Here is a 21,938-nt window from a genome sequence, read left to right on the forward strand (position 1 = left end):
CAACATCTTACAGCGCTACATTGTTACAATACTTTTAGTTAAATTTATATTATTCACACCTCAACGTGTTGTAATTGTTTCGTTTTAAAGATTGTTACCATAGTAAACAATATAAAATAAAAAAGACGAGTTCAAAACTCGCCTTTATAATTCACTACTTATTGTTCACTGTCAAGTTTTTTAATGCTTGGCCAAGTCCATCCATATCACGTTTATATTCTTCTTTGAAAGATTCCCAATCGCTATTGGCATCATTTTTATAAGTCTCAACTTTAAGTTTGATTTCTTTATTTTTTTCTTCTAGCTCTTCAATTTTTTTAGCATAGGCTTCATCAATTGATTTACCAGTATTCTTCATATTAGCTTTCATTTCTGCTATTCGCATTTCATTCTGCTTAATAGTAGCATCCGTACTTTCTTTGAAATCATTCCATTCTTTCTCGGTAGCAGCGGCTCTTACATCTGATAATTCTTCTTTTGCATCATTAAGATTATCTCTTGCTTCTTCAACATTATCTTTAGCAGCTTCTTCTTTTTTTGAGGAATCTTGACAACCTACTAAAACTGTTCCAGCCATAAATGTTGTGATGGCAAGTGTAAAAATTATTTTTTTCATTTTTATATTTTTTTTGATAAAATTCGTAAGAGAATTTGTTTTAAATAGCTTTTGCTTAATTAGTTATAATGTATTAAAGATAATAAAATTGTAATTGTTAACCAAGATTTTTTTTAATTGGAACTACTATTAAATTAGTAAATTGTTGGTAAAAGGGGATTGTTTAAAGTTTTTCTATAATTTTAAGTAATTCTTCTTTAGTTATACCCAATTTGACTTTAAGTTTTTCAATCATTTCCTCTTTCTTACCATCTGAAAAAAATAAATCATTTTCAGTCAAAGCTGCAAATTTTTGTTTCAGTTTTTCCTTTTGTTCTCCCCAATTTCCCGCTAGCTCCATTGTATTCATTTTTTTTGTTCATTGCATGTGAAATAATTTTCACTTTTACAAAGTTGGTCAGTTTGGAGATAAAATCTCTTGTATAACTTTATAAAAAATTTGTTTTATTCACAGATTTTATTAAAATCAACAAAAATTTTCAAAAATTTATTGGATTCAAAAGAAGAAGCTTAAAATAATGCATAAAGATAATGAGGCTTTTATTTTTTCAGTTCCAAATCTAGTTATGGTTTGGAATGTATTTTTTAAGAATATTCTCTAGGGTTTCATAATAATCGGTTAGAATTTTATTATTTATTTCTGGAGAACTCACCTCCGGAATCGTTATTGGGATTTCTAATAAATATTTTGATAATTCAGGATATTCATTATTTATTTTGGAAGTAATTTTGAGAATAGCTTCATTGAGTTCTTTTTCAGTTTTCATAGTAATTTTAATTTATTAGATTGATATTCTATTAATGAAAACGCTCCTTTTCTTTAGAGAAAGGAGCGTTTTGAAAGTAATCCGTATTTTGTTTTTACAGACCTACTAAAATTCCGATGTCTGTTGTCAGACCAGCTGTTACAACAACATCAGTTTTTATAACAGGTAATAGAGGTAAAGTGGGAGTTAAAGTTATGGTATAAACTCCTGGAGGAAGTCCCATAACCATAAATTCACCATTTTCATTTACATTAGTGGAGTAGGACAGTAGGGTTGTAGTTGATTTTGCTTCAACAACAGCCATAACTTCAGGAGTAATCATGCCTTTTATAGAACCACTAGTTGCTTTTTCTATAGTTCTGATGACCGGTTTCAATTGATATCCTACATTTCCTAGATTAACTATTGATTTGTTGGCATCAAAATCAAGAAGAACACTATATAATATTCCTTCTTGAAGAGATTGATTCACTTGAAGTTTCAAACCGCTTTGTTGTGCACTTGGAGTACTCAAAGGATATGTTACGTTGTCAAGGACTACCGTGTTTTCAGTTCCTAAAATAAGTCTAATTTGAGTTACTTTAGACATTTCTAATGAGTCGGTTGCAATTAACACATCAACTCCGTTAGAAAGCTCAAGTAAGTTGTAAATACCTTTCTTTATATTTAGTATGACAGTTTTACCATCCTCACCCATAACTTCTACTCCTTGTATGTCGACATTTACCTCATCATAAGGACCTGGAGCATCAGTTAGTCTTACAGCATAAGGATACTTGGCGGTTTGATCATCATCATTGTTACATGAAGTTATTAATAATCCAAGCATGATAAAGGATAGAATAATTTTTAATTTTTTCATTTTTCTAGTTTTAAGTTTTTTCAACTAGGTAAAGATATTAACCACTTTATCTAGAATTATTATAGAACTTCCGAATTATGTTATAGGATTCACATTTTGAAGGTTCTAAAAAAAGACGTATCCATTTTTAAATATTTTTTAGAATAAAAATTATTTTAAAGAATCATTTTCAATATCTATTTTTAATTCTTTCTTCATTTCAGCCTCTTCTAATTCTAAAGCTTCTTCAGCCTTTTTTTCTTCCTCTTTTTTCTTTTTATTAAAAAAACCTCTCAACAAAAAATTATGTTTGGCAGCCTCTATGACTTCATTAAGTCCTTTTGTAGCTGATTTGACATTCGTTAAAGAAGAATCAATAACTTTTCCCATTCTTTCATCACTCACCAGTTTTGATAACGCTCCTTTTCCATCGTTCATTTTAACGGTGAATTTTTTGAATTCAGTCGAGCTATTTTCAAGATTACCAATCATGTTTTTTATACTGTTACCAAATTCTTCATCGGAAACCAATTTAGACAAAGCACCATTTCCATTATTCATGCTGTAACTGAATTTGGCAATTTCAGAAGTTATAACGCTTGCATTATCAACACTCTTCTTAATCCCATTCATTAAATCATCCATTTCAACGGCTTTCTTTGAAGCGATATAATCATTGTTTTCTACAACAATGTTCGAAGAATTTTTGCCAGAAGAAATTGTGAGGACTTTGTCGCCCATCAAACCATCCGAACTAATACTGGCAAAAGCATCTTTTTTGATGTATTGACGAACTTCGTCTTTTATAACTAATTTAATAACCACAGAGGTATCCGTTAGAAATTCAATTTCTTCAACAGTACCAATATTAATACCTGATAATCGAACGTTGTTTCCTATCTCAAGCCCGTTGACCGAGTTAAATTTTGAATACAATTCAAATGTGGATCCAAATAAATTTTTTTGTTTTCCAACAAAATAAATGGTTCCTACAAAAAGGACTAATCCTATAATTACAAACATTCCCAATTTCCATTGGTATCCAGATTCTTTATTCATTTTTTATTTTTTATTGGTTATATGAAAAAAGAACGTACCCATTCGTCGTCACTTTTTTCTAATTCTTCGTAAGTCCCTTCGGCATGGATGATACCGTCTTTTAAAATCATCAGTCGATCACTGGTATGTTTTGCACAAGCCATATCATGTGTAATTATTACAGATGATGTTTTATATTTTTTCTGAATTTCCAATACTAATTCACTGATTTCTCTTGAAGTTATAGTATCTAATCCAGTGGTTGGCTCATCATATAATATGATTTCTGGTTTTAGAATAAGAGTTCTAGCAAGCCCAATTCTTTTGCGCATACCACCTGATAATTCCGAAGGCATTTTATCAATGGCTTCACTCAGACCAACGCTTTCCAAAATTTCTTTAATTTGATTCTCTACTTCTTCTGAAGATAAATCTTTTGCATGTCGTTTTAAAGTAAAGCCAAGATTATCCCGAACGCTCATAGAATCATACAAAGCTGCATTTTGAAATAAAAATCCGATTCGGACCCTAATTTCGTTAAGTCCGGCATTATCTAGTTTAGTGATATCAGTACCAAATACGTTTATTTCACCTTTATCTATAGCCAATAATCCTACGATGCATTTTATGGTAATTGATTTACCAGAACCTGATTTTCCCAAAATGACCAAGTTTTCTCCTTTTTTCACAGTAAGATTGACCCCTTTCAAAACCTCGTTTTTCCCGAAAGATTTATAGAGTTCTTTTATTTCTATTACTGCAGTATCCGTTTTAGAAACTGGAGTAGTTTCTTGTATTATTTTTTCTGGTATCATATTAGAAAAATAAATCAGTTAATTGTACCGCAAGCATATCAATAATAAATATAGTTAGCGAAGCAGTTACTACAGCAGAATTAGCGGCTTTACCAACACTTTCTGTCCCGTTGGCCGCATTAAAACCTTTATAACAGCCTATCATACCAATGAAAAAGCCAAAGAAAAAAGTTTTTATTGTCGCTGGAAAGATATCTAAAAAGGTAATTGATTCTAAAACTTGCGCTAGGTAACGATGAAAATTAACATCACTATGAATATTTATGCCCACGTATCCTCCAAGAATACCAATTCCATCGGCATAAATCACTAAAAGTGGGATCATAAGTGTTGTAGCCAAAATCCGTGTTACTACTAAATATTTATAGGGATTTATAGCAGAAACTTCCATTGCATCTATTTGTTCCGTCACTTTCATAGAACCTAATTCAGCACCAATACCGGAAGAAACTTTACCTGCACAGATTAGAGCGGTAATTACGGGAGCTATTTCCCGAATTAGAGAAAGGGCAACCATACTTGGTAACCAGGATTCTGCACCAAACTTAGCTAATGTTGGTCTGGATTGAAGTGTAAGTACTAATCCCATTATAAAACCTGTAATAGTAACTAATGGCAAAGATTTATATCCAATAACATAACATTGTTTAATGAATTCCTTCATTTCATAAGGAGGCTTAACGACTTCTTTAAAAAAACGTAATGCAAATATTGTCACGTTTCCTACATCATTAAAAATATCTTTCATATAATTAATTACGCTCTCTTTTTTAGCTGCTACTATATTATTCATTTGTCATTATATTGTTTTTTAATTAAAGAGTATGCTAGATGTTTATGGATTTTGAATAAACTAACGAGTCAATTGTATGCTACTATTTTGTAAGGATTATAATGTATTAGCCTATTTGTCTTTTTATTCAATTAAAAAATAGTCCTAAAATTATTTATATTCTTATTGTAGAATTCAGGAATCAAAAACATACTATCATAAGAACAATTTCAATTGATTTTTTTATGATTTATCAGAGATACAATACCAAAAAACTATAAAATTAATAGTAGTATTATTCATTCATAAGGGATTAAAGGTTTTGTCTACTGATGTTTTTTTCGATTAGACAAGCATTAAATCTCCTAATTCTTTTACTTTATCGTGGTCTGCTTTTAGTAAAAGTTGGTGTGCTTTAAGTTTTATTTGTAACTCATAGGGAAGATGTTCAATATTATTTGACACAGTATCCCTGTAATTTTTTATGATTACAAAATCTTCATATTCACATGAATTTAAAAGATCTTCTCTTTCTCTATAGTTGAGAGTAGCCATGAAATTATGCCAAAACTTTAATAAACGTGCTGTAATTTTAGTTTTTTCAATAGGAATTCCTCCCATTTTTTTAACCTCTTCAACAAGTTCGGATTTGCATTTTATGCTAGTTTCTTGAAATTCAGAAAACAAATTTTTCAAATCATTTTCTTCCGTTATTTTTGTGGCTATTTCATAACCTTCAATTCTATCGTTATTGATCTCAATAAGATTGTTTAATACTACAATTGATTTGGCTGTATTCATCTTACACTTGAATTAAATTGACACTTATAATTATTTTAATAGCCTATAAAAATTACTCAAATTATTAATTGATTTAATAATTTGAGTAAAAAATCTAAAATCTGTTTGTTGATAAAACCATTTGCATTCCAGGAGATTTAACATCTGCATGGTCTTCAGCGGTAATAAATATTTTTGATGGTTTAAATGAAGTAACCGTTTCAAATGAAGCCTTAAGTTTTGACGACATAAATCCGGTATCGCTTTTTATCTGTCCAATATTTTTGATCAGAGATTCATCAGTTTCCATCCAAACTACATATACATTTTTTGAAGGCTCTAATCTGGAAACTTCTGCTAAATTTGATATTTTTATTTTAATCAAATAATTTTTGTTGCTATCCTTATTCACTTTTACATCACCCTCTGCTGCTGGAACTATCGAAGAAGTTTGAAAAGAAACATTTTTTCCGCAAGAATGTAAAGATAACGCCATGATAAGTACTAAAACACCCGTGAATAATTTGCTACTAATTGAATTGAATTGAATTGTCATTATGGTTTTTATTTAAATGTATTTACCATACAAAATTCATAATATTAGCAGTAAAATGAGTTATATAACTATTTTAAAATGTTACATTATTCACAGATGAAAAATAGGAGCTTCAGTTACTGAATTTAGGCACTTTTTTTATTGCTCGTCACAATCAAAACGACACCTCCTACGGCAAGTACAATACCAATTACTGGTGACCAGGCCATTGGATGATTCACTTCTTTATTTATTTCTATTGGACCTATATCAACTACTTTTTCGGTGGTTGTGAAATTGAAGCTATTGTATAGTACCATTATTATTCCTAAAATAATCAATACGATTCCTATGGTTTTTGTTTTCATGTTTATTATTATTTATTTAAAAGTTATTTTATAAAGTTGGAATTATGCTTATGAAAAATATTCTTTTACAAAAGTATGTTGCTGATTTGCCGTCATTTTATCGGTATTTTTAATCTCAAATTTAATTTTTAAAAAACGCTCATCTTCACTCAAAAAATCAAACAGTTCTACTTTTGCATTACTGGGGCCGAAGAGAATGACACGTTTATAATTTTTTATGGTTTCTCCTATTTTCTTATAATAATCAGAAAGCTGTTTTTTTTCTTTACTTTTTATTAAACTTTCGTACTCAGCTAAACTTATGTTTTTCTGTTGATTTGTTAGCTTTGATTCAATGGTTTCTATTTCAAAATGTTTTGATGTAAATTCCATTAAATAAGCAATGGAATGATCCATCCAGACACCTAATTTTTTGGTTGTTTTCATAATGAACTTTTTTAGATAATACAGCTGAAGATTTTTAGTTACTTATTTAAGTATAAATTATAATAATCTAAATTTCAGGTATTTATTTTAATAAATGTTTATATAAATTTACATAAAAATTATAAAATTCACATATTTAAAAAGAATTTTACTAAATGAATTTACAATAATGAGATTGAAGTGACGCCATCTTGATATGATGATTCAAAATATATTCATAAAAATGTTGAAATAGTACTTAATTTGAAGGTGAATTTGAAACGGTTTTTGTTAAAAAAGGAATAAAAATAAGTAGTTTATTTCCATAAAAAAGGCTGTTGTTGCCAACAGCCTTTTCCTAACCAAAAAACCCAACCTAATCTTATTATTTTTAGTAGTTCATTTTTGAACTGTATTCTTATTTTGAACAGTTTAGAGTTTTTAATTCCAAACGTTATTTTTTCCAACTTTCATTACTAAATCTATTGTACACTTAATCCTCCATCAATTACTTGGGTAGTTCCAGTAATAAACTGACTATCATCACTGGCTAGAAAAACGACTAGTTTTGCAATTTCAATTGCTTCAGCATAACGACCTAGTGGGATCGTTGCCTCCAAATTTTTCTTAACTGCAGCAGCATTTCCTGCAGAAAAACCTTCTTCCAGAGAACGCATCATTCGGTTATCAACTGGTGAAGGGTGAACAGTGTTTACACGAATTTTTCTCGGTGCTGCTTCAACAGCTGTTGCTCGCATAATTCCTACTACAGCATGTTTACTGGTGATATAAGCACTTACATTCGGACTTCCATTTATTCCCGCTACTGATGAGGTCATGATAATACTTCCGCCATCATTCATTTGTGGTAGAACATATTTGTTTCCCAGCCATGTTCCTTTTACATTAACAGCAATAACTTTGTCAAAAATATCTTCTGGATAATCAGTAATAGGTTTGACAACACCTTCAATACCGGCATTGTTAAAAAATAAGTCTATTTTTCCATAAGCTTTTACAGTCTCATTAACATAGTTCGCTACGTCTATAGATTTTGATACGTCAGCTACACAATATTTGACATTTTTATGTTTTAGTTTTTCAATAGTCTCCTTAAGTATTTCTTCATTTAAATCAACCAACATCACTTTTGCACCTTCTTCTAAGAAAAGTTTTGCAGTTGTTTCACCAATACTTCCAGCTCCACCTGTTATAATCGCTACTTTATTCTCTAATTTTTTCATGTTAAAGTTTAGTTTAAAGAATGGAAATTTTACCTAGCATAATTATTTAACTAAAGCATTTTAATACATAATGTTTCGTCAAAACTTTCAAAACTGGTTTCTGTACTTGCTATATCTTCTTCGTTATAGACTCTAGGAGTTATTTTACCTACTTTACAATAACTTTTAGAAGCTAAATAAACTTCGTTTTCTGATTTTTCCATTTTATTTATTTCGTCTTAATTATTCTAAATACCTTCTTAGTGTCCATGCCATTGTTTCGTGTGCTTCCATCAAGCCAGTTAGGAAATCAGCTGTTCCAGCATCCTTATTTTCTTCTGCAGAAACATCAACATCTTTTCTTAAATGAACAATAACAGTTTCATGATCTTCTAATAATTCTTTAATCATATCTTTTTGGGAAGGATAATGATTTGGTGATTCTTTAAGTATTGTTAAATCTGAAAACTCTTTCATTGTTCCAATTGTTTTCCCGCCTAATTTGCTAATGCGTTCCGCTACTTCATCAATAGATTTTTCTAATTGGGTGTACTGACCTTCAAATAATTTATGAAGTTCCATAAAGCTTTCGCCTGAAACGTTCCAATGAAATTTTCTTAATTTGATGTATAAAGTCATTTCATTCGCTAAAGTTGAAGAAAGAATTGAAATGCTGTTTTTTAAATGTTCTTGCGTAATTCCTATTTGTAATTTCATAATTTCTGAATTTTATTATTGTTTAATTATTTGTGCTTAAATACGATTTTGTCTAATTCTTTTTTTTTGAATTTTCAAAACAGTGTAATGCAATTAAGACTAAAATTTTACATTACAAAGTTCATTTTATTCATCCAAAAAAAATTATAAAATTTATTAAATAAGTTGCATTATTCACACACCATTTGTTTAGTAAGATATAAATATTTCAACGTTTAATAGGTGTGATAATTCTATTACTGTGTTTTATGAATTGGATAATCAGTATATCCTTTTTCATCTGCCGAATAAAATAAATCCATTTTAAGATCTTCTGATAAAGGCCAGTCATTTTTAAATCGTTCCACCAAATCAGGATTGTTAATAAAAGGACGTCCAAAAGCGACAAGGTCAGTAAGCCCACTTTCAATGGCTGCCTCAGCGCTTTCTTTATCATAACCACCACAAAGAATCAAAGTATTCTTGAAATTATGACGAATCAGTTTCTTGATTTCCAATGGTACAGCAGGTGCTCCCATAGCGGAATGATCCACAAGATGAACATAAGCAATGTCCAGTTTATTTAGTTCTTTAGTAAGGTAATCGTATGTTTCATGGATTTCTGGATAATGAGGCATATCGCTGGCTACACCGTAGGGTGATAAACGAATGCCTGTTTTTTCTTTTCCAATGGCTTGTGCAACAGCGGCAACAACATCAATCACAAAACGGCACCGATTTTCAATACTTCCACCATACTGATCCGTACGGATATTGCTTATGGGGGAAAGAAACTCTTCTAACAAATAACCGTTGGCACCATGCAATTCGACACCATCAAATCCTGCAAATAAGGCATTTTCAGCGGCTGCTACATATTCAGTTTTAGCATGTAAAAGATCTTGAGCAGTCATCTCTTTTGGTATTGAAAAATCTTGTAAGCCTTTCAAGTCGGTCCACATTTGTCCAGCGGCTTTCACTTGAGAAGGAGCAAGAATTTGTGATTCTTTAGGCATGTTCAATGGATGACTTATTCTTCCGGAGTGCATTAATTGAACAATTATTTTGCCACCGTTTTCATGAACGGCCTTGGTTGTTTTTTTCCAACCTTCTACTTGTAACTTACTAAATATTCCAGGAATTCTGGCATAACCAAGCCCATTTGGTGATGGAGAAGTTCCTTCGGTAATAATTAATCCGGCATCGGAACGTTGTTTGTAATATTCGGCCATCAATTCATTAGGAATATTCCCAATAGCTCGGCATCTTGTCATTGGTGCCATTACAATTCGGTTTTTTAATGTTAAATCCCCAACTTTTTTAGATAAGAATAATTTTAATGTTTTCATATTTTATAGTCTTAAAGTATTGATATAAAGATAATTATAATTAATTTATTTAAATTTAAAATAGCTAAAAATAATGTATTTCTCAATAAATAAGTCTTTTAAATTTAATGCATTTGTGATTCAACAATCATTTTTCCGGTATTTTCTCCTTTAAATAATCCCAATAATGCTTTTGGTAATTGGTCAAAACCAAGTTCTATAGTTTCAGTAAATTTCAATTTACCTTCTTTGACCCATGTAGACAGCTGTTTTATACCTTCAGGAAAATCACTTTGATAATTACTGATAATAAAGCCCTGCATGAGTACACTTCTGTTCAGTAATATAGGTTGGAGGCGGGGTCCTATGGGTTTTTTAATAGCATTGTATAGCGATATTTGTCCACATAAAGCGATACGTCCTTGAAAATTAATATTTGCAATAACAGCATCAGAAATGTCACCTCCCACATTGTCAAAATAGATATCAACTCCATCAGGACATATTTTAGCAATGGCTTTAGAGATATCTTTCGTAGTTTTGTAATTGATAGTTTCATCAAAACCAAAATCATCCTTTAATACATTTGTTTTCTCATCGGAACCGGTTATTCCAATGACTCTGCAGCCTTGAATTTTGGCTATCTGTCCAACTACTACACCAACAGCTCCAGCTGCTCCGGATATTACAACTGTTTCTCCGGATTTAGGTTTACAAATCTTCATAAAACCAAAATAAGCGGTTAGTCCTGTCATTCCTAAAACACCTAAATAATAACTTGACGGTGCAATAGAAGTATCAATTTTTTTAATTTCTTTTTCGGAACAAATGTAGTGCTGGCTCCAAGGCAGCATACCAACAATCACTTCCCCAGGTTTATATTTATTAGATTTACTTTCTATTATTTTTGCAACGGCGGCACCTTTTATTGGCTGATCAATTTGAAATGGTTCTATATATGATTGTATATCATTCATTCGGCCACGCATATAAGGATCAACAGAAAAGTATATTACTTTTACTAAAATTTCTCCATTTTTAATTTCGGGCATTTTTACATTTTCATTTCTAAAATTACTCAGAGTGGGTATCCCTTTTGGTCTTGAGGCCAATACAATTTGATTTGTAGTCATTTTTATTTATATATTTTATGCCGTAATATGAATTTTGGCTAATATCTTGTTCCTAAATTATTCTAAAGTGGATCCGAAAGCCCGCTAATACGAATGAGTTTCTTGTTTACAAATTCTTGAATTCCTAATTCAGATAATTCTCTGCCGTAACCAGAATTTTTAGTTCCTCCAAAAGGCAGATCAGCTTGGGTCCAGGTTGGGTGATTGATAAATACCATTCCAGTATCAATTTTATCAGCGATACGTTTACCACGTTCTATGTCTTGAGTAAATATGGAGCATCCTAATCCAAAACTGGAATCATTTGTCAAAGTTATTGCCGCTTGTTCATCTTTGACTCTGTAGAAAGAAGCTACAGGTCCAAATATTTCTTCATAATAAGCAGGAATTTCTGGCTTCAAATCGGTTAAAATAGTAGGCTGTACAAAAGCACCTGGAAGATCAGATCGAGTTCCACCAAGCAAAATGGTTGCTCCAGCATCAACTGATTTCCTAATTTGATCTATAATGTGTACGGCAGCTTCTTCGCTGCTCATCGGCCCTAGTTCTGTCGTGGAGTTCATCGGGTCACCAACAACTAAGTTGGACATTTTTTCTTTGAATTTTTCAATAAATTCATCTGCAATTGCTTCTACAGCTATAAATCTTTTAGACGCCACACAACATTCTCCATTATTATTAATTCTGCCTACAATTGCCCATTCAACAGCTTTGTCAATATCGGCGTCTTCAAGAATGATGAAAGCATCGATACCACCCAATTCCAGTACTGATTTTTTTAAATATTTTCCAGCTTCTGATGCTATACTTGCACCAGCTTCCTCGCTTCCGGTAAGAGAGACTCCTTTTATTCTTTTGTCTGCAACCAAAGAAGATGCTCTTTTTCCAGAAATCAAAAGATTAGTGTAAAGACCATTGGGTGCTCCGGCTTCATTAAATAAATCTTCAATAGCAATGGCACATTGAGGAACCATTGATGCGTGTTTTACAAGAACCGTGTTTCCAACCATAAGGTTTGGAGCAGCAAAACGCGCCACTTGATAAAACGGAAAATTCCATGGTTCAACGCCTAATATTACACCAATGGGGCTACAACGAACGTAGGCACTTCCAAATTCAGGTTTTAACTCTTTATCTGCTAAAAATTCTGCAGCGTTAGTAGCATAATAGTCAAAAATGTCCGCACTCAATAAAATTTCACCTTCGGCTTGAGCAATTAATTTACCCATTTCCAGTGTTATTATTTTAGCTAGATGCTCTTTTTTTTCACGCATCAAAGAAGCTACTTTGTGCAATATTTGAGCACGTTGCTCGTAATTAGTTTCTTTCCATGAATTGAATGTTTTTGCAGATTGCGCAACCAACATATCAACAGCTTTATCAGTCATTTCTTCAAAAGAGCGTACTACTTTGTTGGTGTAAGGATTAACAGTTTGAATAGCCATTTTTTATTTTTTAGAAGGATTAATTGTAATTTCTTGTTTTTTTTGTGGGGTAACCAAACCGTACATTGCTTCATATTGCAAAATGATGTCTTTTTCGCCAATGGAATTGAAAAATTCTTCCAAGCGTTTGATATGGTCTATTGTAAATTGCATGTGCACTTTGAGTGCTTCTGCTAGTTCATCAGTGACAGCATTTTTAATCAATACGGGAATCGAGATTATCAGTGCTTTTTCTGTAAAGTAAATTTCTTTTAATTCCTCTACAAAAATATTTCGACAGCCTTCGCTAGTTTCGGAAGATGTTTCATTTGAATTTCCTTTCCCTTTTTCTAGCGTGATATTTTTATCAGTTTTGGTTATGGTACTTTTCATTTGTTTTTTATTTTATTGAAGAACATTAATTGGATATTGTAAAGTTGAGATTATAAAACTTTTAAAGTATTACACAATTAATCATATGTATTACATCTTTCACATATTGTCAAATTAAGCTTTTGAAATCAATCAGGAGGAAATCTTTACAATTTCGATGCTGATTACAGTATTCAGGCCATTTAGATTTACTAAAAAAAAAGGAACGATTTAAGCGATACAACTTCTAATAGGTGATAGGTAAGTAGTTGTTTTTAAAGGATTTTGATAAAAATAATTCTATTAATCTGATAAATTTCAGGATTATTATGAAATGAAATTAGAGTATTAGCAGAAAAGACTCTGGAAATAAACAGGAATATTTGTAGGTTATAAAACAAACTGCTGTGAGTAAAAAAAATGGAGCGGTTTTTTTTGGTATTTTAAGTTCGGTAATGCAAAAAAAACTATTGCTATGGAAATAAAAAAACTTCCTTTTATATTATAAGAAGGAAGTTATAGATTGTAATCAATTTATTGTGCTTGCTTGTTTCAATTGATTTTAAATAAATAGAATCATACAGGCAGCAATATAATTTATGATTCGTCTTTTGTTGTACGAACTAAGCTAATTCCTGAAACAAAGAATAGTATACCTAATACTCCGTAAATGATTAGCGCTTTAATATCCGTTGTTTCGCCTGAAGTACTTGCAAATATAACTGCAGTGTAAATAAGTCCACCTATTCCAAGAGCAGTAAGTAATGCTCCAAATATTCTTTTAAGATTCATGATTTTTCTTTTTTAAGGTTTATACTTTTTTTAGCGGATGTTTTTAAACGCACATTGGTTTAAAGATATCCACTTTAAATAATTAAAGCTCCTTTTGCAGAAGTGATAATTACACTACAAATGTATTTTGATTGTACGCTCAAAGTGTTATACAATTGTTAATAAAAGTTATATCATTCACAGTTTAGAAAAAAATATTAAATCCAAAATTTGAAGTGATCAATTGTATGTTACTAATAATGAACAGAATTTTTTTTATATCTAAGTAAATTTAGGTTTGTTAAAAGATTTTCTCAAAAAGTCAATAGAAAAATTCGTGGGTAACAACTATTATGTATTTTCAAAAAGATCTTAAATATTTATTTTTATATAAAGAGGCTTAACACTTCCAAGGAACAAGAAATTGTTTTTTTAGAATTTTAAAAAGGGACAAATTATTTCCTAAATTTTATTATTGCCTTTTATAACAAACTATTTTTAATTGTGTCAAATTCCTCCTGTAATTCGGTACAGGCTTGGAGGCAAACTTCTTCAAGTTGCTGCACTAACTCATGTATTTCTTCTGACTTTTCCGGAGCTGTTGCCAATTCTTGAATTTTTTTCGCCATGTTTTCATAATCGGAACTTATTCCAACAATTGAAAAGGAGGGTATCATTTTATGTGCCGAAGCTGCTAATAAAGACCAATTTTGATCCGCCAGACTTTGTTTCATCGTTTGTACTAATGGTGGAATTTGTACTAAATACAATGCTATCATTTCCATCATTAATTTTGGATTTGATTTAGTTCTGTGATGTAAATATTCTAAATTAATGTATTTTATCTTTTCAACTTGATTAGTACTAATTTTTTCTTTTTTATCAAGTTTATATTTTTTTAATGTTCCAATAATTTTATTATATAACACTCTTTCATCAACTGGTTTGGCAATGTAATCATTCATTCCCACAGCTTTACATTTATCTCCGTCAACCGTTGTAACATCAGCGGTTAATGCAATAATAGGAATTGTTGAATGCATTGTATTTCTAATATATTTTGTAGCTTCAAACCCATTCATTTCTGGCATTTGCAAGTCCATTAGTATGATGTCATAGTCATTTTCTTGGAGTTTTTCAATAGCTATTTTCCCATTTTCAGCAATGTCTCGCTCAAATCCAAAATCATCTAAAAGTGTCTTCATGAGCAATTGATTTAGAACAATATCTTCCACTACTAATACTTTTATGTTTTTCATTTCCGAATCGATCTCTGCCAACTCATTTTCCAATTCTACAACAACATTTGTTTTTTGAAATGGTAATGTAAAACTAAATGTAGAACCTTCATGAACAATACTTTTTACACGGATAGTACCACCTTGTGGTTCTATTAATTGTTTTACAATAGCAAGACCTAGCCCAGTTCCACCATAAAATCTGGACGTTTCGCTTGTTGCTTGTTGAAAATTTTCAAATATTGTTCCTATTTTTTCTTCGGAGATTCCAATTCCTGTATCTGTTACAGCAAATTTGAGTATTACTTTATCATCATCTTCATGCAATAAATCAACACTTACCGTAATTTTTCCTTTAAATGTAAATTTTATAGCATTACTGACTAAATTTAAAATGATTTGATGCAAACGAATCGCATCTCCAACCAAAACTTCAGGGATTTTACAGTCATAATCCGTAACTAATTTTAATTTTTTTTCCTGAATTTTGTTTTCAAATAAATGAAGCATGGCAGCAATGGAAGATTTCATTTTGAAAGGCTTTTTCTCGAATGTCATCTTACCCGCATCTACTTTTGCTAAATCAAGTATATCATTAATGAGTACGATTAATGCATCACCACTTGTCCTAATTGCATTTAAATACTCTTTTTGTTTCTCTGTCAAATCGGTTCTCAGAATCACTTTTGTAAACCCGATGATTGCATTCATCGGCGTACGGATTTCGTGACTCATATTCGACAAGAATTGCTGTTTTGCTTTCATGGCATTTTCAGCATTTATTTTTGCTTCTTCAGCAATTTCCGTAGCTAATTCCGCAAAAATTTTAGCTTCAATTAATTCGGTTTCAATCCTTTTTTTATTGGTCACATCTCTGGCAACAATTGCTGCTCCCAGCACATTCCCTTTATCATCTTTATATATTGCTCCATTGAATAATACATCAATCAATTTACCATTTTTATGACAAAGTATTAACGGACAATCCGCAATAAATCCTTTTTCAAACACTTTTTGATACACTTCACGAGCCTTTTGCGTTTCAGTGAAATAATCAAAAAAATCGGATCCAATTAATTCCTGACGTGCGATACCAGTTACCTCTACCGATGCATTATTCATATCCGTGATTTTCCCTTCGGGGCTAATTGCAAATAAAGGGTCATGACTCGCTTCAATAAGGCTAAGAGAATAGTCAGAACGTAATTTTTGGTCTGTAAGATCGGTATTCAGTTTTTTCAGTTGTTCTGCCTGAACTAATAATTCTTGATTTTTAGTATGTAAATCGACAAAAACAGCCACTTTTGCTTTTAATATTTCAGGCGAAAGCGGTTTAATCATATAATCAACAGCCCCAGCCTGATACCCTTTGAAAATTTGTAGAGAATTATCCATACTGGCCGTTAAAAAAATAATCGGAACATGTTTCAGTTTGTCGATTTGGCGAATTAATTCTACGGTTTCAAATCCATCCATCATCGGCATTTGCACATCTATTAATATGATGGCAAAATCTTGTTGATGCAACAGAATTTTTAAGGCCTCATTTCCAGAATTTGCTTTAACACATAAATAATTTTCATTAGAAAGTATTACTTCTAAGGCAAACAAATTTTCAGGCAAATCATCGACCAATAAAATTTTAACAGGGCTATTTATTTTCATTTTTAATTGTAAAATAAAAGTTTGAATGTTGAGTATCTACTAAAGAATATTAAAATACCAACAAAAAAATATAACTTAAATGAGATTGGGGATGTACCGCCTTTTTGATGTTATTTTATTATTTACTTAACCATACGCGCATCAATGATAACAGACGTTCTACATCAATAGGCTTAGTGATATAATCGTTGGCACCTGCATCAATACATTTTTGTTTATCGTCTTTCATAGCTTTTGCCGTAAGGGCAATTATAGGTAAGTTTCTGAATTTTATCTGAGATCGTATTCGTTTCATTGCTTCGTAACCGTCCATTTCCGGCATCATTATATCCATTAATACCAGATCAATGTCAGTATGTACTTCCAGCATATTCAATGCATTCTTGCCGTCTTCTGATTTTATGACTTCCATTCCGCGTTCTTGTAATATTTTAGATAAGGCAAAAACATTTCGCATGTCATCATCAACTAATAATATTTTTTTGGAATGAAATATAGCTTCTTTATCATTCAAATTATTAATCATCATTTGTTGTGATTTTGGTAAATTGGTGATTGTTCGGTGGAGGAAGAGAGCAGTTTCATCCAGCAAGCGTTCTTCGGATTTTATCCCTTTTATAATAATGCTATCCGCATATTTGTGAAGCAGATTATTTTCTTCTTTTGTAAGTTCCTTTCCGGTATAAACAATAATGGGGGGTAGGTTATGAGCTTTTACATCTCCCAGTTTATGGATCAGTTCAAAGCCAGTCATATCAGGCAATCCAATGTCCAGAATGATACAATCAATGTGATTGTGCTCAAACAATTCTAAAGCCTCTTTTCCTGTTCCTGCTTCATAACATTTTACATCACCATTGCCAATGAGTACTTTCATTGCTTTTCTGGAATTTTCACTATCTTCAATAATCAATAAGTTTTTTATTTTTCTATTCACAAAATTTTCAATCCTGATGAAAGCTTCCTCCAGACCATCTTTAGATATCGGTTTCATAAGATATTCTACTGCACCTTCTCTGATAGGTTCTAGCGAACGGTCATTTGCCGATATAATATGCACCGGTATATGTCTTACAGAAGGATTTATTTTTAGTTCATGTAATACTTGTTTTCCATTGATTCCTGGTAAACCCATATCAAGAATGATTGCTTGAGGTTTGTATTTTGCAGCAAGCAATAAACCATCTTCTCCAGAAGAAGCCGACAAACATTTAAATCCTTTTTTGTTGGCTTGTTTTAAAAGTATAGTAGCAAAATTACGATCATCTTCAATAATGAGTACTATTTTGTCATCTATGTTCATTGTATCTCTATCGTCTTCTATGGTTGGATGATTCAGATAGTTGATATCATTTTGTGAGCGTGGTGTATACGAAATAGGTTTCACCTGATTTTCAGTTTCAGGCTCTTGTACAGGGTATATTTCCAAGGGGATAATGAGTGAAAAAGTAGATCCTTTGTCTAAATGGCTCTTTACTATTATTTCTCCTTCCAGTAATTTGGCAAGTTCCCGTGAAATAGAAAGTCCTAATCCTGTACCACCATATTTTCTGGAGGTTCCTCCTTCGGCCTGCTGAAAAGCTTCAAATATGGCTGATTGTTTGTCTTCTGATATTCCAATTCCTGTATCCCTAACAGAAATGTTCAAAGTAGTCTCTGTATTTGGGTCAATACTAATAGTTACACTTCCTTTTTCGGTAAATTTTATAGCATTGGATAAAAGATTTTTCAGTATCTGGTTCAAACGTTGTGAATCAGTGTGGATAAATTCGGGTAAACCAGCTGCCAATTTGCAAAGTATCGTTAATCCTTTTTGTTCCGCCTGATGTTTAAAATCGCGAAGAAGATTATCTGTAAAATTTTTCAGTGCTATTTTTTCAATATTTATAGCCATTTTCCCTGCTTCAATCTTGGAGAGGTCTAATACTTCATTAATTAATACCAAAAGATCATGACCACTTTTATAAATTATTTCCGCACTTTCAATCTGAACTTCATCTAGGTTTTTCTTTCTGTTTTCTGATAAATCTTTGGATAAAATAAGCAAACTATTAAGCGGTGTTCTTAATTCATGCGACATGTTTGCGAGGAATTCCGATTTATATTTGCTGCTAATCTCCAGTTGTTTGGTTTTTTGTTCAATATCATTTTTGGAAGCTTGAACTTCTTTATTTTTCTCCTCTAATGATTGAGTCTGTTCTTCCAATTCTTCATTAGTCATTTGTAATTCCTCTTGCTGTTGTTTAAGATTTTGCGCTTGTTGTTCTAATTCTTCATTCAGCTGTCTCAATTCTTCCTGCTGTATTTGGAGTTCTTCCGCTTGATTTGAAAGCTCTTTGTTCGCAAAACTTAACTCTACAGCTCGTTTTTCTTTCTCCTCATTTTGATAAGCAAGTTCTTCATTTGCAATCGCTAACTCTGCAGCTCTTTTTTCTTTTTCTTCGTTTTGGTAGGCGAGTTCTCCATTGGCAACAGCCAACTCCGCGGCTCTTATTTCTTTTTCTTCAGCTTGTTGAACCGTGTATACACTAATAGCAATGCTGCTCATAGCAACATTTACAAATTCTTTTTCGGTTTCATTAAATTCGGTAAGCTTGCCTATTTCAATTACGCCTATGGTTTTCCCGTCAAGCAAAAAAGGGGTAATCAGCAAATGTTTTGGTTTTGCGTTTAATACGGACGAAGTAATCCGAATTTGATCATCAGATATATACGCTAATGAAATTTGTTTTTGTTCCCAGGCAGCCTGACCAATTAATCCTTCATTTAATTTAAAACTAACTTTAGTGTCATTAGCAGATGAAAAAGCAAATTTGCCACTAAGCAATAGCTCATTTTCGTTTTCATTAAATAGATAAACGGCACCAATATTAGCTTTCAGATACGAACATAGAAAACTTATGGTATTGTTTGCCAACTGTTCTATACTTTGATCTCCTATTAACTTTTCACTAAGTACTGAGTTACCGGTAAGCAACCAGTTTTTGCTGGCGGTTTCCGATTCAGAATTTTTAAGCGCTTTTAAATTTGTGGCAACTATGGAATAGACAACAATAAGAATCAATACAATAACGAGCAATAAAACCGCAAAAACAATATTAAACTTACTGGCATCTTCCTTACTATCTTGTGTTCTTTGAGTAAGAAGCGAACGTTCTAATTCTTGTGATTCACTAATTATTTTTCTTATTTCATCTTGAATTTGTTTGCCTTCGCCTGAAGCGATAAACGCTCTTGCTTTTTCAAAATCATTTTTACGGAGGTTTACGCATGTATTCAAAATGTCAAATCGCAATTTAATCACTTTTGCAAGTTTCTCGATTTTATTTTGCTGAATGGGATTGTCTTGCGTTATTTTCTTTATTTTTTCAAGCTTCTCATTGATTTTAGAATTAGCGGTGTTGTACGGTTTCAAATAATCTTCATCACCTGTAATTACATAACCTCGAACGCCAGTTTCTGCATTAACAGATGACAATAATATTTGTTCGAATTCATACAATACCTGATTGGAAACATTTACCAAAGTATTTGAAGCAACAAATTTTTCACTGTTTTTAAAAGAAAACATTGCAACTCCTAAAAGTACTACTGCACAAGCAATAAATCCTATTACGATTTTTCTTCCTAAGTTCATTTTCATGCTATTATTTATAAAGTTTAGGTTTTTATCTTTCTTGTTGATCTAATTGTATTAATAATTCGATGATATCCTCCAATGGTAAAATATAATCTGGCACAATTGTAGCAATTGCTGACTTTGGCATGTATTCAGATTCGGCTGTTTCTGGGTCTTGAATAATGACTAAACCTCCACAGTCTTTTATACGCTTAATTCCTTTACTTCCGTCACTATTAGAACCTGTAAGCACGATTCCAATTAATTTATTTGTATACGCTTCGGCTGCTGATTCAAATAAAACATCAATAGAAGGTCTTGCAAAATTTACACGCTCATCTATAGTAAGGGAAAAAGTTTTATCCTTTTCAATCAGCAAATGATAATTAGGTGGAGCAATATAAATGTTGCCCTTTTTAATTTTCTCTTTTTCATCCGCTTCTGTTACATTTAGATGACTTTTTTCATTTAAAAGTTTTATCCAATGGCTATCAGAATGAGCACTTAAATGCTGCACTATAATAATTGGTATATTGAAATGTAACGGTAAGGATGAGGATATAATTTTTAACACATTCATTCCTCCGGAAGAAACCCCTATTACAATTGCTTCATATTGCATTTTTAATATTTCTTTTTAAATATTCGTTGTTTTGTGTCTAACTCAGAATATTGTTCATACAAATCTGAAAAACGTAAACTCTCTTTAGAGCCCAAACAAAGAACACCACCATTAATGAGACTATTATAAAAAAGAGTCTGGACTTTATTTTGTAAATTTTTATCAAAATAAATCAGCACATTCCGACATAATATCAAGTTTACTTCTGCAAAAACACTATCAGTCACCAGATTATGATTAGCCCAAACAATATTTTTTTTCAAGGATTGATTCATAATAACGTTATCATAATTGGAAGTATAATAACTCGAAAAGGATTCTTTTCCACCCGCCATTTGATAATTGGAAGTGTATTCTTTAATCATTTTATTCGAAAAAATCCCATCTTTTGCCCGGTTCAAAGCCATTTGGTTAAAATCTGTAGCATAAATGGTTGTTCTGTCATACAAGCCTTCTTCCTGCAAAAGAATAGCCATGGAATAAGCTTCTTCTCCTGTAGCACAGCCTGCATGCCATATTTTTATGAAGGGATAAGTCTTCAAAATAGGGATGACATTTTCTCGTAATGACTTATAAAAAATAGGGTCCCGAAACATTTCAGTTACTGTTATTGATAAATCCTGTAAGAGTTCAGAAGCGAAAGTTTCATCATTTAAAACCTTAGATTGCATTTGAGAAACATCTTCGAATCCAGATACCGCCATTCTGTTCATAATCCTGCGCCTGATATGGGCTTGGGAATACTCTCTGAAATCATACCCGTATTTCCTGAAGATAGCCTCCAATAACAATGAAATTTCTAAATCTGAGGTGTCTTTATACCGCATATTTTTTTAACAATTTTGATTTTAATTTTACCAAATCAGGGGTGATTAATTTAAATGTATAGATTCAATTTAAACAAAATTAT

Annotated in this window: 23 protein-coding genes; all 23 read right to left on the reverse strand. The window is 31.6% G+C overall.

Annotated elements, in window-relative coordinates:
- Positions 1-154: 154 nt before the first annotated feature.
- The 23 genes from BC952_RS08760 to BC952_RS08865 all read right to left on the reverse strand — a co-directional run bounded on the left by BC952_RS08760 (position 155) and on the right by BC952_RS08865 (position 21,855).
- Positions 155-616 carry a sll1863 family stress response protein gene (locus BC952_RS08760; RefSeq protein WP_091170266.1) on the reverse strand — a complete coding sequence of 154 codons (462 nt, stop codon included), beginning with the start codon at positions 614-616 and terminating at the stop codon, positions 155-157.
- A gap of 163 nt (positions 617-779) precedes the next feature.
- Complete coding sequence (locus tag BC952_RS08765) at positions 780-965, reverse strand: CsbD family protein (protein ID WP_121365232.1); 186 nt, start codon at positions 963-965, stop codon at positions 780-782.
- 211 nt (positions 966-1,176) lie between these two features.
- Positions 1,177-1,383 (reverse strand): hypothetical protein, encoded by a 207-nt coding sequence (locus tag BC952_RS08770; RefSeq protein ID WP_121365233.1) that lies wholly within the window; start codon positions 1,381-1,383, stop codon positions 1,177-1,179.
- Between the two features lie 94 nt (positions 1,384-1,477).
- Positions 1,478-2,212 (reverse strand): DUF4382 domain-containing protein, encoded by a 735-nt coding sequence (locus BC952_RS08775; protein ID WP_121365536.1) that lies wholly within the window; start codon positions 2,210-2,212, stop codon positions 1,478-1,480.
- Positions 2,213-2,395: 183 nt separating this feature from the next.
- The gene (locus BC952_RS08780; protein WP_121365234.1) at positions 2,396-3,283 is read right to left on the reverse strand and encodes an MlaD family protein; all 888 of its coding nucleotides are present in this window, start codon (positions 3,281-3,283) and stop codon (positions 2,396-2,398) included.
- A 17-nt stretch (positions 3,284-3,300) separates the two neighbouring features.
- On the reverse strand, positions 3,301-4,077 hold the full coding sequence (locus tag BC952_RS08785) for an ABC transporter ATP-binding protein (protein WP_121365235.1): 777 nt from the start codon (positions 4,075-4,077) through the stop codon (positions 3,301-3,303).
- Between the two features lies 1 nt (position 4,078).
- Positions 4,079-4,825, reverse strand: a complete 747-nt coding sequence (locus tag BC952_RS08790; RefSeq protein ID WP_396180372.1) for an MlaE family ABC transporter permease — start codon at positions 4,823-4,825, stop codon at positions 4,079-4,081.
- 369 nt (positions 4,826-5,194) lie between these two features.
- Entirely contained in the window at positions 5,195-5,650 is a 456-nt protein-coding gene (locus tag BC952_RS08795) for a PA2169 family four-helix-bundle protein (protein WP_121365236.1), read from the reverse strand.
- Between the two features lie 94 nt (positions 5,651-5,744).
- Positions 5,745-6,185, reverse strand: a complete 441-nt coding sequence (locus BC952_RS08800) for a hypothetical protein (RefSeq protein ID WP_121365237.1) — start codon at positions 6,183-6,185, stop codon at positions 5,745-5,747.
- 125 nt (positions 6,186-6,310) lie between these two features.
- Positions 6,311-6,532 (reverse strand): hypothetical protein, encoded by a 222-nt coding sequence (locus BC952_RS08805; protein WP_091170235.1) that lies wholly within the window; start codon positions 6,530-6,532, stop codon positions 6,311-6,313.
- A 48-nt stretch (positions 6,533-6,580) separates the two neighbouring features.
- Entirely contained in the window at positions 6,581-6,958 is a 378-nt protein-coding gene (locus BC952_RS08810) for a hypothetical protein (RefSeq protein ID WP_121365238.1), read from the reverse strand.
- 461 nt (positions 6,959-7,419) lie between these two features.
- Positions 7,420-8,181 (reverse strand): SDR family NAD(P)-dependent oxidoreductase, encoded by a 762-nt coding sequence (locus tag BC952_RS08815; RefSeq protein ID WP_121365239.1) that lies wholly within the window; start codon positions 8,179-8,181, stop codon positions 7,420-7,422.
- 50 nt (positions 8,182-8,231) lie between these two features.
- Complete coding sequence (locus tag BC952_RS14865; protein ID WP_167445738.1) at positions 8,232-8,384, reverse strand: hypothetical protein; 153 nt, start codon at positions 8,382-8,384, stop codon at positions 8,232-8,234.
- A gap of 19 nt (positions 8,385-8,403) precedes the next feature.
- Positions 8,404-8,877, reverse strand: a complete 474-nt coding sequence (locus BC952_RS08820) for a Dps family protein (RefSeq protein WP_091170225.1) — start codon at positions 8,875-8,877, stop codon at positions 8,404-8,406.
- Between the two features lie 236 nt (positions 8,878-9,113).
- Positions 9,114-10,205, reverse strand: a complete 1,092-nt coding sequence (locus BC952_RS08825) for an alkene reductase (protein WP_121365240.1) — start codon at positions 10,203-10,205, stop codon at positions 9,114-9,116.
- A gap of 104 nt (positions 10,206-10,309) precedes the next feature.
- On the reverse strand, positions 10,310-11,317 hold the full coding sequence (locus BC952_RS08830; RefSeq protein ID WP_121365241.1) for an NADP-dependent oxidoreductase: 1,008 nt from the start codon (positions 11,315-11,317) through the stop codon (positions 10,310-10,312).
- A gap of 62 nt (positions 11,318-11,379) precedes the next feature.
- Complete coding sequence (locus tag BC952_RS08835) at positions 11,380-12,762, reverse strand: NAD-dependent succinate-semialdehyde dehydrogenase (protein WP_121365242.1); 1,383 nt, start codon at positions 12,760-12,762, stop codon at positions 11,380-11,382.
- Between the two features lie 3 nt (positions 12,763-12,765).
- A complete protein-coding gene (locus BC952_RS08840; RefSeq protein WP_121365243.1) occupies positions 12,766-13,134 on the reverse strand; it encodes a DUF892 family protein in 369 nt (122 codons plus the stop codon).
- Positions 13,135-13,710: 576 nt separating this feature from the next.
- Positions 13,711-13,905: a hypothetical protein gene (locus BC952_RS08845; RefSeq protein WP_091170203.1), complete on the reverse strand. Its 195-nt coding sequence runs from the start codon at positions 13,903-13,905 to the stop codon at positions 13,711-13,713.
- Positions 13,906-14,366: 461 nt separating this feature from the next.
- Positions 14,367-16,787, reverse strand: coding sequence for a response regulator (locus BC952_RS08850; RefSeq protein WP_121365244.1), 2,421 nt, complete (start codon positions 16,785-16,787; stop codon positions 14,367-14,369).
- Between the two features lie 118 nt (positions 16,788-16,905).
- The gene (locus BC952_RS08855) at positions 16,906-20,430 is read right to left on the reverse strand and encodes a response regulator (RefSeq protein WP_208639980.1); all 3,525 of its coding nucleotides are present in this window, start codon (positions 20,428-20,430) and stop codon (positions 16,906-16,908) included.
- Between the two features lie 25 nt (positions 20,431-20,455).
- Positions 20,456-21,028: a chemotaxis protein CheB gene (locus BC952_RS08860; RefSeq protein WP_121365245.1), complete on the reverse strand. Its 573-nt coding sequence runs from the start codon at positions 21,026-21,028 to the stop codon at positions 20,456-20,458.
- Between the two features lie 2 nt (positions 21,029-21,030).
- Positions 21,031-21,855 (reverse strand): CheR family methyltransferase, encoded by an 825-nt coding sequence (locus tag BC952_RS08865; RefSeq protein WP_121365246.1) that lies wholly within the window; start codon positions 21,853-21,855, stop codon positions 21,031-21,033.
- Positions 21,856-21,938: the final 83 nt, after the last annotated feature.

The organism is Flavobacterium limicola (assembly GCF_003634755.1).
Lineage (GTDB): Bacteria > Bacteroidota > Bacteroidia > Flavobacteriales > Flavobacteriaceae > Flavobacterium > Flavobacterium limicola.

Coding starts and splice junctions, on each gene's coding strand:
- BC952_RS08760 (WP_091170266.1), bottom strand. CDS start 616: ATGAAAAAAATAATTTTTACACTTGCCATCACAACATTTATGGCTGGA.
- BC952_RS08765 (WP_121365232.1), bottom strand. CDS start 965: ATGAATACAATGGAGCTAGCGGGAAATTGGGGAGAACAAAAGGAAAAA.
- BC952_RS08770 (WP_121365233.1), bottom strand. CDS start 1,383: ATGAAAACTGAAAAAGAACTCAATGAAGCTATTCTCAAAATTACTTCC.
- BC952_RS08775 (WP_121365536.1), bottom strand. CDS start 2,212: ATGCTTGGATTATTAATAACTTCATGTAACAATGATGATGATCAAACC.
- BC952_RS08780 (WP_121365234.1), bottom strand. CDS start 3,283: ATGAATAAAGAATCTGGATACCAATGGAAATTGGGAATGTTTGTAATT.
- BC952_RS08785 (WP_121365235.1), bottom strand. CDS start 4,077: ATGATACCAGAAAAAATAATACAAGAAACTACTCCAGTTTCTAAAACG.
- BC952_RS08790 (WP_396180372.1), bottom strand. CDS start 4,825: ATGAAAGATATTTTTAATGATGTAGGAAACGTGACAATATTTGCATTA.
- BC952_RS08795 (WP_121365236.1), bottom strand. CDS start 5,650: ATGAATACAGCCAAATCAATTGTAGTATTAAACAATCTTATTGAGATC.
- BC952_RS08800 (WP_121365237.1), bottom strand. CDS start 6,185: ATGACAATTCAATTCAATTCAATTAGTAGCAAATTATTCACGGGTGTT.
- BC952_RS08805 (WP_091170235.1), bottom strand. CDS start 6,532: ATGAAAACAAAAACCATAGGAATCGTATTGATTATTTTAGGAATAATA.
- BC952_RS08810 (WP_121365238.1), bottom strand. CDS start 6,958: ATGAAAACAACCAAAAAATTAGGTGTCTGGATGGATCATTCCATTGCT.
- BC952_RS08815 (WP_121365239.1), bottom strand. CDS start 8,181: ATGAAAAAATTAGAGAATAAAGTAGCGATTATAACAGGTGGAGCTGGA.
- BC952_RS14865 (WP_167445738.1), bottom strand. CDS start 8,384: ATGGAAAAATCAGAAAACGAAGTTTATTTAGCTTCTAAAAGTTATTGT.
- BC952_RS08820 (WP_091170225.1), bottom strand. CDS start 8,877: ATGAAATTACAAATAGGAATTACGCAAGAACATTTAAAAAACAGCATT.
- BC952_RS08825 (WP_121365240.1), bottom strand. CDS start 10,205: ATGAAAACATTAAAATTATTCTTATCTAAAAAAGTTGGGGATTTAACA.
- BC952_RS08830 (WP_121365241.1), bottom strand. CDS start 11,317: ATGACTACAAATCAAATTGTATTGGCCTCAAGACCAAAAGGGATACCC.
- BC952_RS08835 (WP_121365242.1), bottom strand. CDS start 12,762: ATGGCTATTCAAACTGTTAATCCTTACACCAACAAAGTAGTACGCTCT.
- BC952_RS08840 (WP_121365243.1), bottom strand. CDS start 13,134: ATGAAAAGTACCATAACCAAAACTGATAAAAATATCACGCTAGAAAAA.
- BC952_RS08845 (WP_091170203.1), bottom strand. CDS start 13,905: ATGAATCTTAAAAGAATATTTGGAGCATTACTTACTGCTCTTGGAATA.
- BC952_RS08850 (WP_121365244.1), bottom strand. CDS start 16,787: ATGAAAATAAATAGCCCTGTTAAAATTTTATTGGTCGATGATTTGCCT.
- BC952_RS08855 (WP_208639980.1), bottom strand. CDS start 20,430: ATGAAAATGAACTTAGGAAGAAAAATCGTAATAGGATTTATTGCTTGT.
- BC952_RS08860 (WP_121365245.1), bottom strand. CDS start 21,028: ATGCAATATGAAGCAATTGTAATAGGGGTTTCTTCCGGAGGAATGAAT.
- BC952_RS08865 (WP_121365246.1), bottom strand. CDS start 21,855: ATGCGGTATAAAGACACCTCAGATTTAGAAATTTCATTGTTATTGGAG.